Annotated in this window: 16 protein-coding genes; 2 read left to right on the top strand and 14 right to left on the bottom strand. The window is 55.0% G+C overall.

Annotated elements, in window-relative coordinates; all coding sequences use genetic code 11:
• Positions 1-2: 2 nt before the first annotated feature.
• From phnM to C2U41_RS24715, 13 genes are all read right to left on the bottom strand, one after another.
• Positions 3-1,139 carry an alpha-D-ribose 1-methylphosphonate 5-triphosphate diphosphatase gene (gene phnM / locus C2U41_RS24650; protein WP_003031811.1) on the bottom strand — a complete coding sequence of 379 codons (1,137 nt, stop codon included), beginning with the start codon at positions 1,137-1,139 and terminating at the stop codon, positions 3-5.
• The gene (gene phnL, locus C2U41_RS24655) at positions 1,136-1,816 is read right to left on the bottom strand and encodes a phosphonate C-P lyase system protein PhnL (protein WP_103849061.1); all 681 of its coding nucleotides are present in this window, start codon (positions 1,814-1,816) and stop codon (positions 1,136-1,138) included. The genes phnM and phnL overlap by 4 nt, the downstream gene beginning before the upstream one ends.
• 89 nt (positions 1,817-1,905) lie before the next feature.
• Positions 1,906-2,664 (bottom strand): phosphonate C-P lyase system protein PhnK, encoded by a 759-nt coding sequence (phnK, locus tag C2U41_RS24660; protein WP_003844769.1) that lies wholly within the window; start codon positions 2,662-2,664, stop codon positions 1,906-1,908.
• On the bottom strand, positions 2,661-3,452 hold the full coding sequence (gene phnJ / locus C2U41_RS24665; RefSeq protein ID WP_233901305.1) for an alpha-D-ribose 1-methylphosphonate 5-phosphate C-P-lyase PhnJ: 792 nt from the start codon (positions 3,450-3,452) through the stop codon (positions 2,661-2,663). The genes phnK and phnJ overlap by 4 nt, the downstream gene beginning before the upstream one ends.
• 46 nt (positions 3,453-3,498) lie before the next feature.
• Positions 3,499-4,566: a carbon-phosphorus lyase complex subunit PhnI gene (locus tag C2U41_RS24670; RefSeq protein WP_103849059.1), complete on the bottom strand. Its 1,068-nt coding sequence runs from the start codon at positions 4,564-4,566 to the stop codon at positions 3,499-3,501.
• Positions 4,566-5,150: a phosphonate C-P lyase system protein PhnH gene (gene phnH / locus C2U41_RS24675; protein WP_003031824.1), complete on the bottom strand. Its 585-nt coding sequence runs from the start codon at positions 5,148-5,150 to the stop codon at positions 4,566-4,568. Before phnH ends, C2U41_RS24670 begins: the two co-directional genes overlap by 1 nt.
• Positions 5,147-5,599, bottom strand: a complete 453-nt coding sequence (phnG, locus tag C2U41_RS24680; RefSeq protein WP_048241771.1) for a phosphonate C-P lyase system protein PhnG — start codon at positions 5,597-5,599, stop codon at positions 5,147-5,149. The genes phnH and phnG overlap by 4 nt, the downstream gene beginning before the upstream one ends.
• The gene (gene phnF / locus C2U41_RS24685) at positions 5,600-6,325 is read right to left on the bottom strand and encodes a phosphonate metabolism transcriptional regulator PhnF (RefSeq protein WP_003031826.1); all 726 of its coding nucleotides are present in this window, start codon (positions 6,323-6,325) and stop codon (positions 5,600-5,602) included. It abuts the gene before it with no gap.
• Between the two features lie 20 nt (positions 6,326-6,345).
• Positions 6,346-7,125 carry a phosphonate ABC transporter, permease protein PhnE gene (gene phnE / locus C2U41_RS24690; RefSeq protein ID WP_046671380.1) on the bottom strand — a complete coding sequence of 260 codons (780 nt, stop codon included), beginning with the start codon at positions 7,123-7,125 and terminating at the stop codon, positions 6,346-6,348.
• Positions 7,126-7,229: 104 nt separating this feature from the next.
• Positions 7,230-8,246 (bottom strand): phosphonate ABC transporter substrate-binding protein, encoded by a 1,017-nt coding sequence (gene phnD, locus C2U41_RS24695; RefSeq protein ID WP_003841122.1) that lies wholly within the window; start codon positions 8,244-8,246, stop codon positions 7,230-7,232.
• A 155-nt stretch (positions 8,247-8,401) separates the two neighbouring features.
• Positions 8,402-9,190 (bottom strand): phosphonate ABC transporter ATP-binding protein, encoded by a 789-nt coding sequence (gene phnC, locus C2U41_RS24705; protein ID WP_003841124.1) that lies wholly within the window; start codon positions 9,188-9,190, stop codon positions 8,402-8,404.
• A 132-nt stretch (positions 9,191-9,322) separates the two neighbouring features.
• Positions 9,323-9,772 (bottom strand): VOC family metalloprotein YjdN, encoded by a 450-nt coding sequence (gene yjdN / locus C2U41_RS24710; RefSeq protein ID WP_048241765.1) that lies wholly within the window; start codon positions 9,770-9,772, stop codon positions 9,323-9,325.
• A 139-nt stretch (positions 9,773-9,911) separates the two neighbouring features.
• Complete coding sequence (locus C2U41_RS24715) at positions 9,912-10,247, bottom strand: zinc ribbon domain-containing protein YjdM (RefSeq protein ID WP_003031835.1); 336 nt, start codon at positions 10,245-10,247, stop codon at positions 9,912-9,914.
• Positions 10,248-10,786: 539 nt separating this feature from the next.
• Between C2U41_RS24715 and crfC the strand changes: the two genes are divergently transcribed.
• Together crfC and C2U41_RS24725 are read left to right on the top strand one after the other, a co-directional pair.
• On the top strand, positions 10,787-13,144 hold the full coding sequence (gene crfC / locus C2U41_RS24720; protein WP_003031837.1) for a clamp-binding protein CrfC: 2,358 nt from the start codon (positions 10,787-10,789) through the stop codon (positions 13,142-13,144).
• Positions 13,141-14,034, top strand: a complete 894-nt coding sequence (locus C2U41_RS24725; protein ID WP_032941067.1) for a diguanylate cyclase regulator RdcB family protein — start codon at positions 13,141-13,143, stop codon at positions 14,032-14,034. Before crfC ends, C2U41_RS24725 begins: the two co-directional genes overlap by 4 nt.
• Positions 14,035-14,064: 30 nt before the next feature.
• On the opposite strand, the gene kdgT is transcribed toward C2U41_RS24725, so the two are convergent.
• The gene (kdgT, locus tag C2U41_RS24730) at positions 14,065-15,063 is read right to left on the bottom strand and encodes a 2-keto-3-deoxygluconate transporter (RefSeq protein WP_003031841.1); all 999 of its coding nucleotides are present in this window, start codon (positions 15,061-15,063) and stop codon (positions 14,065-14,067) included.
• Positions 15,064-15,425: the final 362 nt, after the last annotated feature.

The raw sequence follows: 15,425 nt of genomic DNA on the forward strand, positions 1-15,425 counted from the left end.
AGTCAGAATACCCTTTTGCCCTGACGCCAGACGTGGTCGATATGGATGTTGCCGCCTTTGCGATGCGCCAGCACCAGATCCGCGCGTTTACCTTCGGCAATAACGCCGCGATCGTCGAGATTTAAGGCCCGCGCCGGATTGCGGGTCACCAGACGAATAGCCTGCGACAGCGTAAAGCGGTTAGCGTCGTCATCCGCTACGCGAAATGCCGCATCGAGCAGGCTGGCGGGGTAGTAGTCGGAGGAGAGAATATCCAGCAGCCCCAGCTCAGCCAGCCTATGTGCCGCCACGTTGCCGGAGTGAGAACCGCCGCGCACGATGTTAGGTGCGCCCATCAGCACGTTCATGCCATGCTGGCGTGAGGCATCGGCGGCTTCGAAAGTTGTGGGAAATTCGGCGATCACGCTGCCAAGTTGATGCGATTCCAGCACATGATCGCAGGTGGCATCGTCATGGCTTGCCAGCGCAATCTGGCGCTCACGGCACATCTGGGCAATCGCCGTGCGGTTGGGCTGTGACCAACGCGCAGCCAGCGCTAACTGTTCTTCTTCATAACGGGCCATCTGCTCGTCGGTGAGCGAATACTTGCCCTGATAATACTCGCGGTACTTCTCACGATTGGCGAACTGACGCTGGCCGGGGGAATGATCCATCAGCGACACCAGCGTCACCGGCTCACGACCAACCAGTTTTTCAAACAGCGGCAGGGTAGTGTGATGCGGCAGCTCGCAGCGCAGGTGCAAGCGGTGCTCGGCGCGATTGACCCCACGCTTTTGCGTCTCTTCCACCGCGTTGATCATCTTCTCCAGATTTTCCAGACGGTCACCACCGTCGCGCACATCGCCAATCGCCACTGCGTCCAGCACGGTGGTAATGCCGCTGGCGACCATTAGCGCGTCGTGGCTGCTCATCGCCGAGTGGGCAGGCCAGTCTACCTTCGGGCGCGGGGTAAAAAATTTGTCGAGATTATCGGTATGCAGCTCGATAAGCCCTGGCAGCAGCCAGCCGCCTTCGCCGTCCAGCGCCTCAGGTAGGCTGCTCGGACTTTCAGCAAAGGCGCGAATGACCCCGCCCTCAATTTCCAGCGATCCTTGCACCACGTCATCTTCCAGTACCAGCTTTACATTATTGATAATCATGCTGTTGTTCCCATCAGATGCAGACGATCCGCTACGCGGTCGCGCACGGTTTGATCGTGAAAAATACCGACAATTGCTGCGCCGCGGGCTTTTGCTTCTTCAATCAATGCGACGACGGCGGCGCTATTTTTGGCGTCCAGCGAGGCGGTGGGTTCATCGAGCAGCAGAATCGGGTAATCGACGATAAACCCGCGGGCGATGTTGACGCGCTGCTGTTCGCCACCGGAGAAGGTCGACGGCGCCAGGTGCCACAGCCGCTCCGGCACGTTCAGGCGGGTAAGCAGGTTAGCCGCTTTGGCTGCACACTCCTCACGGGAGACACTCAGATCCAGCAGCGGTTGCATCACCACATCCAGCGCGGAAATCCTCGGGATTACGCGCAGGAACTGGCTCACCCAGCCGATGGTTGAACGGCGAACTTCCAACACTTTGCGCGCCGGGGCCTGCACCAGATCGACCCACTCATCGCTGTGGCGAATGTGGATGTGTCCTTCATCCGGCAGATAGTTGGCGTACAGCGATCGCAGCAGCGTGGATTTGCCGCTACCCGAGTGACCGTGCAGCACCACGCATTCGCCGTTTTTCACTTCCAGCGTGGCGTTTTGCAGCACCGGCAGACGCACGCCGTTTTGCTGATGCAGGACAAAGGTTTTACTGACATTTTCAACGCGGATCATTTGAGCCTCATGGTTCTTATTGCCGGATGTTGCTGTGCTTATCCGGCCTACAAAAAGCGCCCCGTAAGCTGCCATCCGGCATCCGATGTTTAATTTTGCAAAACGGACGACACCAACAACTGGGTGTACGGATGGTGCGGGTCGTCGAGCACGCGGTCGGTTAACCCACTTTCCACCACCTGACCCTGCTTCATCACCAGCAAACGGTCTGCCAGCAGACGCGCCACACCCAAATCGTGGGTGACAATGACCACTGCAAGATCCAGTTCCACCACCAGGCCGCGCAGCAGGTCCAGCAGTTTGGCCTGTACCGAAACGTCCAGCCCGCCGGTGGGTTCGTCCATAAACACCAGTTTGGGATGGGTGACGAGGTTGCGGGCGATCTGCAGGCGCTGCTGCATACCGCCGGAAAAGGTGGTTGGCAGGTCGTCGATACGCGAGGCGGGGATCTCCACCTCCTCCAGCCAGCGCTGCGCGGTGGCGCGGATGTCGCCGTAGTGACGCGCGCCAGTGGCCATCAGGCGTTCGCCGATATTGCCGCCGGCGGAGACCTGACGGCGCAGGCCATCCAGCGGATGCTGATGCACCACGCCCCATTCGGTGCGCAGCAGACGGCGACGGTCGGCTTCGTTCATGCCGTACAGCGAACGGTTCTGATACAAAATCTCACCGCTCTGCGGCGTCAGCCGTGAAGAGATCGATTTCAGCAGCGTGGTTTTGCCAGAACCGGACTCGCCGACGATACCCAGCACTTCGCCTGGCCACAGGTCAAAAGAGACATCGCTGAAGCCCTTGCCCGGCGCGTAGAGATGGGTCAGGTTGTTGACTGAAAGCAGCGGTTGCGTCATTTGCTGAGGGCCTCGCTCTGTTGGCGGCAGTAATCGGTGTCGGAGCAGACAAACATGCGTTTGCCGCTGTCATCGAGCACCACTTCATCGAGATAGCTGTGGGTTGAGCCGCAGATGGCACAAGGTTCATCCCAGCTCTGCACGGTAAACGGGTGATCGTCGAAATCGAGACTTTCCACGCGGGTGTAAGGTGGAACGGCATAGATGCGTTTTTCGCGGCCTGCGCCAAACAGTTGCAGGGCCGGCATCATGTCCATCTTCGGATTGTCGAATTTCGGGATGGGCGACGGGTCCATGACGTAGCGGTAGTTGACCTTCACCGGATAGGCGTAAGTGGTGGCGATATGACCAAAGCGGGCGATATCTTCATACAGTTTCACCTGCATGATGCCGTACTCTTCCAGCGCGTGCATGGTGCGAGTTTCCGTTTCACGCGGTTCGATAAAGCGCAGCGGCTCGGGGATCGGTACCTGGAAGATGATTATTTGATCTTCCACCAGCGGCGTCTCCGGGATGCGGTGGCGGGTCTGGATCAGCGTCGCATCTTCCGTACGCTCAGTGGTATTCACTCCGGTCACACGCTTGAAGAAATTACGAATCGATACGGCGTTAGTGGTGTCGTCCGCGCCCTGGTCAATCACTTTCAGCACGTCCGGCTCGCCAATCACGCTGGCGGTAAGTTGAATGCCGCCGGTTCCCCATCCGTATGGCATCGGCATTTCACGGCCGCCAAACGGTACCTGGTAACCGGGAATCGCTACCGCTTTCAGAATTGCGCGGCGGATCATGCGTTTGGTTTGCTCATCAAGATAGGCAAAGTTGTAGCCGGAGAGGTTAGTGGTCACGGGTGGCCTCCTGTTGCAGGCGTTTGAGCAGTTCCAGTTCGGCCTGGAAATCGACGTAATGGGGAAGTTTGAGGTGCGAAACAAAACCCGCCGCCTCGACGTTATCCGCATGCGCCAGCACGAACTCTTCGTCCTGCGCCGGTCCTGTGACCGTTTCATCGTATTCGGCTGCCTGTAGGGCGCGGTCCACCAGCGCCATCGCCATTGCTTTACGTTCGCTCATACCGAACACCAGCCCGTAGCCGCGGGTAAAATGGGGGGATTCATTTTCTGGCGCGATAAAACCGTTGACCATTTCACATTCCGTCATCAGCAGTTCGCCGACGTTCACCGCAAATCCCAGCTCTTCCGGTACGGTTTCCAGTGCCACATAGCCGCTACGGATTTCGGCGGCAAACGGGTGGTTGCGCCCGTAGCCGCGCTGGGTGGAGTAGGCCAGCGCCAGCAAATATCCCTCGTCACCGCGCATCAGCTGTTGCAGACGTGAAGCGCGTGAGCAGGGGTAAACCGGCGGCGTGCGGGTGATGTCGTCGGGTGTCGCGCCATCATCCTCTTCACGTTTTGCCAGGCCCTGGTTCGCCAGCAGGGAAAAGACGTGCGGGGAGGCATCCTGCGCGCCGTCTGCGCTGCGCAGAGGCGGGGTTTCGCCATTGGCCAGTAAGGTAAAATCCAGCAGGCGATGGGTATAGTCATAGGTTGGACCCAACAGCTGCCCGCCGGGAATATCCTTGTAGACCGCGGAGATTCTGCGTTCAAGACGCATTTCTGCGCTGTTAACCGGTTCGCTGACAGCAACCTTTGCCAGCGTAGTGCGGTAGGCGCGGAGCAAAAAGATGGCCTCGACGTTATCGCCGCTGGCCTGTTTGAGCGCCAGTGCAGCCAGTTCGCGGTCAGCGATGCCACCTTCGGTCATCACCCGATCAACGGCCAGGTTCATCTGCTGTTCGATTTGCGCCACGCTCAGTTCAGCAATGGTCTCATCGCCCCGGCGTCGGTTTTCCTGCAGGGCGTGGGCGTTGGCTATCGCCTTTTCGCCCCCTTTGACGGCGACGTACATCAGCACACCTCCACATGGGTGGTTCGCGGAATAGCCAGCAGGCGTTCGCCACAGGTGAGGATCAGATCGACCCCCAGTGGGAACGGGTGCGGGCGTTCGGTGAGTTCGTGAATCAGGCATTCCGGCAGCTGTGGCGCGATCATGCGCTCTTCGGCGATGCCCGCGCCGGTCAGACGCAGCATGCGTCCGCCGCTTAAGCCAGAGACCTGCACAATCAGCGTGGCGCTGGTTTCTGGTGCGACGGCTGAACCGGCGGAGAGGGCGTTAAGCTGTTCGCTGCTGATACGTTCGTCGGCGACGGCAAAGGCCGCCAACTGTGGTTGATCCACCAGCGGCGCGTTGGTGTGAAAACGCAGGTTCTGCCGGGCGATATCGTTATCCATCGACGGCGCCAGCCAGACCGGCGTGTCGCCATCGACCAGGGTCAGCAGCACGCTGGTGGTCGCCAGACCCAGCGGCTGCCAGCCGTGTTTCAGCTGATGCAGGGCGACGATTACGCCCGGTTCGCTCATGGCTTTCAGCAGGCGACGAAAGCTCTGCTGAGCATCCTGAACGGGTAAATTAAATGCGGTCTGTAAGGTCATGCGTTATCTCCGCGTACCAGCGTGAAGAAGTCGACCCGGCTGGCGTTAACTTCGGCACAGCGTGCGTTAATCAGCGCATCGCGTTCCGCTTCCAGCGGGGCAATTAAGGTTTCCATTAGGTTCTGGAAATGCGTTTGTTCCTGCAGTAGCGCGTCAATCACCGCGCACTGCTCGGCATGTTGTTTGTTGCGTCCCAGCAGGTAGCTGTAACCCAGCGTGCCGCTCTTCAGGCGTACCACTGCGCGGGTAAGCGTGGTGTCACCGGCAAAGAAGCGGTTACCGGTACCGCCCATACGGGCCTGGATCTGCATCAGTCCGCTTTCCGGTGCGCGGATAAGTTCATAGTCCGGCGTCAGTTTGAGCTCGTTGATGCGGGCGTTCAGGGCATCGGCATTGCTGTAAGCCAAGGCGCGCATCCAGCGCTGGCGGGTGGCGGTATCGAAATGCATTCAGTGCTCCATAGTGAATTCGATCATGTCGGCGCGGGTCAGGCTGACGGAGTATTCCGCCGCGTGTTCTTCGCCTTCACGGTGGTTCAGGGTGCGCACGCACAGCAGCGGCGCCATATTGGGGATTTCCAGCACCTTGCTCTCTTTGGCCTGCGCGCGGCGGGCGCTGATGCGCGTTTGCGTGCGCAGCAGCGTCAGACCGGATTGTTGACGCAGATAGTCGTGCAGTGAGCCGCTGTTGAAGCCTTGCAGCAGCGGCCACAGCGTGAGGTCGGAAAAATAGTGGTCGATCTGGCACAGTGCGATCCCGTTAACCCGGCGCAGGGTGCGCAGGTGAATCACGTTATCGCCCTCGTTTATGCTGAGCGCATCGGCAATGTGGCTGGAGGCCGGACGCAGCACCGCCAGCAGTTTTTCGCTGGTGGGGTGGCTGCCCTGGTCCAGCAGGTTCTGACTAAAGCGTGCCTGGGCATTAAGCGGGTAATCGAACGGGCGCATCAGCACCAGCACGCCGACTCCCTGGCGACGCTGAACCCAACCGCGTTCAACCAACTGGTCAATGGCGCGGCGCAGGGTGTGGCGGTTTACCTCGAAGCGCGCGGCAAGCTGATGCTCGGCGGGCAGATAGTCACCGCAGCGATAATGTTGACGTAGCTCCTGCTCAAGTCTCGCGGCAATTTCCTGATAACGCGTTGGATAACTGGTCGGATGTGTAGACAAGTGCATAGCAATCAATGCCTCGCTAATCAGATAAAGTGCTTACGCAAACGCTGGGAAAGGAAATCCAGCAGGCTGACGGTGACGATGATTAACACCATCAGGGCGCAGGTTTGCTGGAACTGAAAGCCGCGAATCGCTTCCCATAAGGTCACGCCAATACCACCTGCGCCCACCATGCCGACTACCGTGGCCGAGCGAACGTTGGATTCAAAGCGATACAGCGAGTAGGAGATCAGTAGCGGCATGACCTGTGGCAGAACGCCGTACAGAATCTCTTCAATTTTGTTGGCTCCGGTGGCGCGAATACCTTCTACCGGACCCGGTTCAATGGCTTCTACCGCTTCAGAAAGCAGCTTGGAGAGTACCCCTGTGGTGTGGATAAATAGCGCCATCACCCCGGCGAATGGCCCTAGCCCGACGGCGACCACGAACAGCATCGCGAAGACCATTTCATTGATGGCGCGGCAGGCGTCCATCAGGCGGCGCATCGGCTGGTAAATCCACCACGGCACCAGGTTATCGGCGCACATCAGGCCGAAGGGAATCGATAGCACCACGGCGAGGGCAGTCCCCCAGACGGCAATTTGCAGGGTGACGGCCATTTCACCGAGATAGTCTTGCCACTGGCTGAAGTCCGGTGGGAAGAAGTCGGCGGCGAAGGTTGCCATATTGCCGGAATCTTCGATCAGCGTGAGCGGAGCCATTTCGGCACCTTTCCACGAGACCACCAGTACGGTGAGCAGAATGGCCCAGCTCAGCAGCGAGAACCAGCTACGTTTGGGCGGGGCGACGGTGATGGTTTGCATGTTTAGCTCCGTGCATAGGTTATTGCCGGATGGCGGCGCAGGCGCCTTATCCGGCCTACAAAACATCGTAGGCCCGGTAAGCGAAGCGCCACCGGGCACTAGGGTTACTGCACTGCTTTGGTGACGCTGGTCATGGCGCCCAATGCGGCTGTCAGACGGTCAAGGTCATCGAGCTGCGCTTTCAACGCCGAGGTTTTGCTGGTTTTCTCTTCCTCGTTCAGCCCTTTGTTGTCCTTCACACCCTGCATCTCTTTAAACAGTGCCAGCTGGCGAATCGGCACCAGTTGCAGATCGCTGGAGGCGCGGAACGGTGCCCATCCAAGGCGTTCCAGTACGATTTTCTGCTCCGGCGTTTTGCCGTAATTCATAAAGAAGTCGTACACCTTGTCCTTGGTGGTTTCGGAGAGGTTTTTACGCCAGACGATCGGATCGCCCGGGATCAGCGGTGACTTCCAGATCACCTTCAGCTCTTTCAGCTTTTCCGGCGCGGAAGTTTTCAGCTTGTCGAGGTTTTCGGTGTTGTTGGTGGCGACATCGACCTGCTTGTTGGCGACGGCCAGGGCGTTGGTTTCGTGTCCGGCGTTAACGGTGCGTTTGAAATCGCTCGCGGAGATGTTGTTTTTGGCAAAGACGTAGTAGCCGGGAACAAGGAAGCCTGACGTTGAGTTGGGATCTCCGTTGCCGAAGGTCAGATCCTTACGTTTGGCGATCAGATCGTTCAGGTTATTGATCGGACTGTCTTTGTTAACGATCAACACGCTCCAGTAACCTGGGGATCCGTCGGCGGCAACGGTTTGGGCAAACACTTGTCCGTTCGCGCGATCCACCGCTTCCATTGCCGAGAGGTTGCCGTACCAGGCGATATCCACTTTGTTAAAGCGCATGCCCTGGATGATCCCGGCGTAGTCCGGGGCGAAGAAGGCGTTCACTTTCACGCCCAGTGATTTTTCCATGTCCTTCAGGAACGGTTCCCACTGTGGCTTCAGGTTTTGCTGTGACTCGGTCGAAATAATGCCAAAGTTCAGCGCTTTTTCTTGCTCTTCGGCATGCGCCGGGCTTAACAAGGTACTGACGCTAAACATGCTGGTGAAAGCCAGCGCGGCAACTGTCTTATAGCTCATGTCGTTTCCTTAATTAGTCATTGTTCCAGGCTATTTCACTTGCCAGCCTGAATCCGGGCAGTGCTCAAAATCCTCACGTACTGCGTGTACGCTCCGGTTTTTCCGCGCTGGCCGTCTCCAGCCTGGCTGCGCCAATAACGCCTGGTTTTTTAGAACTATGCAGCCTGCGCGTTCTGTTCGACGCGGTTCATGCTGCGGTAAAGATGGTCAAAACGATCGTTATCAAAATGCTGGCTGCTGCCATCAAAGAAGACGTTGCCCTGGCGCAGCGCGACGATGCGTTCGCAGTAGCGCAGGGCGTAATCTACCTGATGCAGCGTGACGACCACGGTGATGCCGTCGGTCTGGTTGATGTCGCGTAGGGTGTCCATCACGATGCGGGCGGATTCCGGGTCCAGTGAGGCAATCGGCTCATCGGCAAGGATCACTTTGGCTTGCTGCATCAGCGCGCGGGCGATTGCGACGCGCTGCTGTTGTCCGCCCGAAAGCGTGGAAACACGCTGGTATGCAAAGTGCGCCATGCCAACGCGGGTTAACGCTTGTAATGCACGCTGTTTCTGCTCAGCGGTAAACCAGCTAAAACAGGTGCGCCAGAACGGCGTGCTGCCGAGCGCGCCAATCAGGACGTTCTCCAGCACTGTCAGGCGGTTCACCAGATTGAACTGCTGGAAGATGTAGCCGGTGTGGGCGCGGCTTTTGCGGATATCGCGCGCCAGGCGGCCTTCATGTTGAACGGTGCGGCCCAGCAGCTCGACGCGGCTACCGGGTGATTTATCACCGACGATCAAACCGCTTAAATGACGTAAAAGGGTGGATTTGCCGGAGCCGGACGGCCCAAGCAGAGCCACCATCTCACCGGAACAGATATTCAGATCAACCGCATTGAGCGCCTGATGTTGATTGAAGGACTTGGAGAGTTTTTCGACGCGAATAATCGTTTGCATGCTGCGGCCTCCCTAAAAAAGTGGCCCCATCGTGGCGGATCAATGTGACGTTTTCGTTAAGGGATAGTTACTCGATGATGAAGAGTTGAGCGCTATTTGATGACAGTACGGGAGGGCTGGCCTCCCGTTGGATTACTCTGTAGGGGGTTGCTGTTGTTTGACGACGTTGATCATCCACGGCACGCCATACTGGTCGCTCACTTTACCGAAACCGTGGGCCCAGAAGGTTTCCTGCCAGTCCATTTCGATTTTTCCGTTTGCTGCCAGGTTATCAAACCAGCGTTTGCCTTCATCGACGTTTTGCGTGTCGAGCGCTAGCGTAAAGCCAGAGTAGTGAGCATTTCCGTCCGGGGCGCTATCGCTCATCATGATGTCGCTGCCCGAAACGCGCAGGTTGGCGTGGGCAATGGCGGTATCGGGGAATTTCATGCCTGAAGGGCAACCATCTTCACTATCCTGCGCCGATTTGGGCATTTCACCGAAGTTGATTTTGTAGAGCAGTTCAGCGCCTAACGTTTTTTGATAGTAGGCGATAGCGTCAGCGCAGTTGCCTGCAAAGGAGATATAGGGACTTAACGGCATAATCTTTACCTCAGGTAAAAGAAACCAGTTAAGTGTAGTTATCGTCTGCATAAATAAACCAGGCGGGAAGTATGAGCTTCCCGCCTGGCAGATGAGCTGGTGTAGACCTGATGAGCGTAGTGCCATCAGGCAATTTGCATCAGTTCTTTTTCACAAACTCAGATTTCAGCTTCATTGGGCCAAAGCCATCGATTTTGCAATCGATGTTGTGGTCACCTTCAACCAGGCGAATGTTTTTCACTTTGGTACCGATCTTCAGCATGGAAGAGCTACCTTTTACCTTCAGGTCTTTCACGACGGTAACGCTGTCGCCGTCGGCCAGCAGGTTGCCGTTGGCATCTTTAACGATCAGTTCGTCGCTGTCCTGTGCCGGTTCAGCATCGTTCCATTCGTGCGCGCATTCCGGGCAGATGAACATGCCGTTATCTTCGTAAGTGTATTCGGAGTTGCATTGTGGGCAGTGTGGTAATGACATGTGGATTTCCTCAAAAGTCAGCAGGGGCAAATGCGCCCAAAAAATGGCAGATTGCCGAAAAAGGCCGCAATTATACATAAAATCCCTGCTTTTGTCGGGACTACTGCGTGATTACGCAAATGATCTGCTGTAAAGACCCTTTGCTTTTACCTCAATGAAAGTATGGGGTAATATTTTTTAAGGGAAATTGCTACGTCAGGTTATTTAAGATAAGGTGAGGCGAAATATCTGATATTCATAGGTAACATCGCCTGCGGATGTCTAAGTCATTGTGATTGAATATCTCAATCCCCCTTAATTTTAGTAGGGGGATTAAGCTGGCATTTTTTAAAACTGAACTACGCTGTTTATCTTTCTTACTTATTACATAAGTGAGAGGTTTCAGGCCAGCGGTTGTACGCCAAACTTATTTTAATAATATCAATTGGTTGTTTTGATTTTAATTATTTCCACACGTAATTATAAAAGCCAAAAAATCTATAAATAAAACGATTGGGCTAAATAAAAGCAATGCTATTTGCGTTAAGGAAAGATTTTCCATGCACACACAGACAATATATGAATTAAGTCAGGAAGCGGAACGCTTGCTGATGCTCTCGCTTGAACATCTCAGGCAATTGCAAAAATTGCCCATGACGTCGTTGGATGATGTCGCGCTAAAACAAGGAGAGCATAGCAGTCAGGTTGTTCAGCCCCTGCATTTCAGCGCGCGTGGCATGGATGTCCAGCAAGCAACGCTCAATAATGAGTTGCGCAAGATTACGCGTCTGGAAATGGTGCTGGCGATTGTTGGCACGATGAAAGCGGGAAAATCGACGACGATTAACGCGATTGTAGGGACAGAAGTTTTACCTAATCGTAATCGCCCCATGACGGCGTTACCAACGCTAATTCGTCATACGCCGGGGCAGAAAGAGCCGGTCCTGCATTTTTCACATGTCGCGCCGATTGATGCCTTAATGAAGGTTTTACAGCAGCGTGTGCGCGAGTGCGATCGCCTGCGTCTTACGCAGACCCTGGAAATTGACAAGGATATGAATGTCCTGCTGCAGCATATTGAAAACGGCGTGGCATTTGAACGGTATTATCTTGGCGCACAGCCTATTTTCCATTGCCTTAAAAGCCTGAACGACCTGGTGCGCCTGTCAAAAGCATTGGATGTTGATTTTCCTTTTGCTGCCTATGCCGCGATTGAGCATATTCCGGTTATTGAGGTTGAGTTTGTCCATTTGGCCGGACAAGCAAGCTACCCAGGGCAATTAACGTTGCTGGATACGCCGGGGCCGAACGAGGCGGGACAACCGCACTTACAAAAAATGCTTAATGAACAGCTGGTACGGGCCTCTGCGGTGCTGGCGGTGTTGGATTACACCCAATTGAAATCGATTTCTGATGAGGAAGTGCGTCAGGCGATTATGGCGGTTGGCAAGTCAGTACCGCTGTATGCGCTGGTGAACAAGTTCGATCAGAAAGACCGCAACAGTGACGATGAAGAGCAGGTGCGGGCGTTGATTTCTGGCACGTTGATGCAAGGTGGTATTGCCCCTGAGAGAATCTATCCGGTTTCCTCAATGTGGGGCTATCTGGCAAACAGGGCGCGTCATGAGCTGACGGCCCGTGGGCGACTGCCGGATCATCAGGTGCAACGTTGGGTGCAGGATTTTGCCGAAGCGGCGCTTGGCAGACGCTGGCGTACCACCGATCTTGAAGATACGGAGCATATCCGTCATGCCGCCGACCTGTTGTGGGAAGACTCGCTGTTTGAACAGCCTATCCAGAAAGTGATTCACGCCGCTTACGCCAATGCATCGCTGTATGCGCTACGCTCAGCGTCACATAAGTTATTGAACTATGCGCAAAGCGTGCATGAATATCTGGAGTTTCGTGCCCACGGGTTAACGGTCGCCTATGACAAACTGCGGCTGAACATCACGCATATTGAAGAGGATATGCAGCAGTTAGAAGTGAGCCAGGGGAGGGTGAGCGATGAAGTCAGCCATGAAGTAGAACTGGCGCTGGAGGCTGCTGCAGCCTATCTCAGAGAGCAACAAACCGAGATTCTTTGCGGTATCAACACCTTCTTTATCAAAGAAAACGTCCTGATGATGTCACAACATAGCCTGGGAGCTGGTGTCTCCTCGGCAGAAATGTCCGGAGAAATGCTGGTGCTGCACGATGAAGGCCAGGCGAAAATTGTGTTAGATAAAATTCGCTCGTCCTGTGAGGGGGTATTGCTGGCGGCGCAGGAAAGCATCAGCCGTGACTTAGCCCTGCGTTTTGAACAGCTTGAGTCGACGCTCTCCCGGGCGCTAAATGACGCGATGCGGCCAATTGAGCAAAGGGTGAAAGAGGAGCTAAACCACGCCGGTTTTCGTGCGCGGATCCGTTTTCCAGCGTTCCATACAGCGATGTTTAATTTCAATACCCGCCAATTGTTTAACGAAGCCATTGAACAGGATATCCCGGTGGAAAATCCACCGTCTACTGGTGGTGCGGTGCGTGACACTTTCTCTCGTTGGCTAAATCAACCCAACTGGGGATGGAATGATTACGTCGAAACAAAAACGCGTTATCTCATTGATATGGGCGCTTTGCATAAGAACCTTGTGCAGTATGTCTCCCAGTTTTGCCAACAAATTCGTAAAGCTTTAGTTGCTCAGGTCGATATTTCCGTTACGGCAGGCATGGCCACGTTTTTTGCAGATTTTTCACTGTGTCTGGCGCAATTACAGGCGAGCCTGAGTGAGAGTCTGACGCTACGCCAACAAAATGAATCCGCGGTGAATGCAATGAATGAGCAATTGCAGCAGCGCATTACGATTGCGGCATGGCTTTATGAAGATTCCCGTTTGCTGCGTGACGATATCAATACCCTTTTTGCAACCGAGCACACATGACTAACGTTTTACTGGAAGGCCCCGGGAGGACGCTGGAGTGTGTCTACCCGAAGTTTATGGTCGATCTGGTTCAGGGAGATGAAACCAAACGTTCCGGCGGTTTTCTGCAACAGCAGCAGCGGTTGCGTGCGCGTCTGACGCAGGAGGTGTTATCCCAGACACAACTGCGGGCGTGGGTGATGGCGGGAGTGTCCAGCGAGCATCTGGTGATGCGTCTTAAGCTGGTAGAAAAGTTGGCGGGCATGATCGACCCAGGCCATCTGGCGCTGGTGCGTATTGCCGAAGGGCTGAAGTTTTTACAACAAACCGAACACCCGCGTGGGCTTTCAACCCCCGGTCTTTTACAACAAATAAATTCACTGACTGACTGGTTTACCCAACGCGCTGCGTATAAAGAGAAGGCGCTGACCCAGCGTGGCCTGACGGTTCAGGCGGGCGAACACAGCGAACAAATTTTTACCCGCTGGCGGGCTGGCGCATATGACGGTTGGTCGTTACCTGGACGCTGTTTTGTTGCGCTGGAGGAGTTGCGCTGGGGAGCCTTCGGTGACGCCTGCCGGTTAGCGAATGCCGATGTGGTGTTAATGCTAAAAGACAACCTGCGAACCATGGCCGCTCAGGCGTTGGCGGACAGCGTGAATGCGGCGCCTGCTACGCGTCATTACTATCATCATTGGCTCAGCACGCCAGTTGTCGGCGGATCGGGCGAGTATAACGATATGCTGAGCTGGTTAGGCGACTGGTGCGATGCGCAGCGTCATCCGGTGAGCTGGTCGGTGACGCAGCGTTGGCAAAATGTGGCGTTAGGAATGCCGCGATTGTGTTCGGCGAAACGACTGGCTGATGCGATGGTTGAGGAGATTTTTGCACCGTCCCTACTCATCAATTGAGCAGGGACGGTCAGTGGGGCTAAGACAGAGTTAATGGTGCAGAGAGTCTGCCGGGGTGGACACCGTCTCGTTGGCTACCAGGTTTTTATTAAAACGTTTGGCGTACAGCGCGGTGATAATCGGCACCAGAATGGCGGTGACAATTACGCTGGCGGCAACCAGCGCCGTAGCGGATGCGGCAACCGGTTCGAACGCCGGGTTAATCTGGGCGATAATCACCGGGTTTGCCACCGCAGCGCCTGCTGCTGAAGAGGCTGCCACGCCTGCCGTACCGTTCCCGCCACCAATAACACGGTCTGCAATAATCAGCGGGATACCGGTGATGACGATAACCGCGACACCCAGCAAGATACCCAGCAGACCGGTATCAACGATTACGCTCAGGTTAATGGTGTTACCCAATGCGAAGCCGAAGAACGGGATCAGCACCGGTGTGGCTTTGCTGAAGAAAGAACGCAGGTCATGATCCAGGTTGCCTAACGTAAAGCCAATCAGGAACGGTAATACCGCGCCGATAAAATGGTGTGGCTCGAAGGAGGCCAGACCCGCGGAGCCGAGGATGACCATGGTCATCAACGGGCCGGATTCCAGAGACATCAACACAAATGCGCCGGACTCTTCTTTGGTGCCGTACTGGTTCATCAGGCTGGCGTACAAACCACCGTTGGTCATGTCCATTGCGGAGACAATTGCCAAAACTGAGAGGCCTGCAAAGAACCCGGTTTGAATACCGGTATCAGGAATAAATGAAGCCGCAATCATTGCCACTACCCACGCCACGGCTATTTTGGTTATTACCAGCGTACCGGACTTGCGTAATACCGTGCCGGTTGCCCGTAAATCAATAGATGCGCCGATACAAAAAAACCACACTGCCAGAATCGGTACCGTTCCGCTGATCATTCCTTTGGTAAACGAACCGAAATACGCACCGGTATCCGGAGCTAACGTATTTAACACTGCGCCTAATAACAGAGGAATCAACATCATTCCGCCGGGGATGCGTTCAATCGTGGCTTTAATTTTCATAAACGTCCTCATGTCTTGTCGCCGCTAACACTAGCGCAAGAGGGTAAAAATTAATAAATTCAAATGGTTACTGGTTTCTCTTAACAAAGAAAATCGCTATCTCTTTGTTTTATAAAATCTAACGCGGCATACGTTGAGCGTGTTGCTGCTCCCAGGGATATTGCGTCTGGAATTAGTTTGCATTCATGGGAACGTTGATTCAATCAAAATAAAACGATGTTTTAGTTATCTTCATCACATATTCCGAGCAAAAGTTCCCGGTCGCTCTGATTATTAAAAAAGCTGTGATCTTTTTATGAAGGGATTAGGTGTTTTTTTTGCTAGCAGAATAATAATGACCGCTGTGATTGTTGGTGCAATAA

The sequence above is a fragment of the Citrobacter freundii complex sp. CFNIH4 genome, from assembly GCF_002934505.1.
Classification (GTDB): Bacteria; Pseudomonadota; Gammaproteobacteria; order Enterobacterales; family Enterobacteriaceae; genus Citrobacter; species Citrobacter freundii.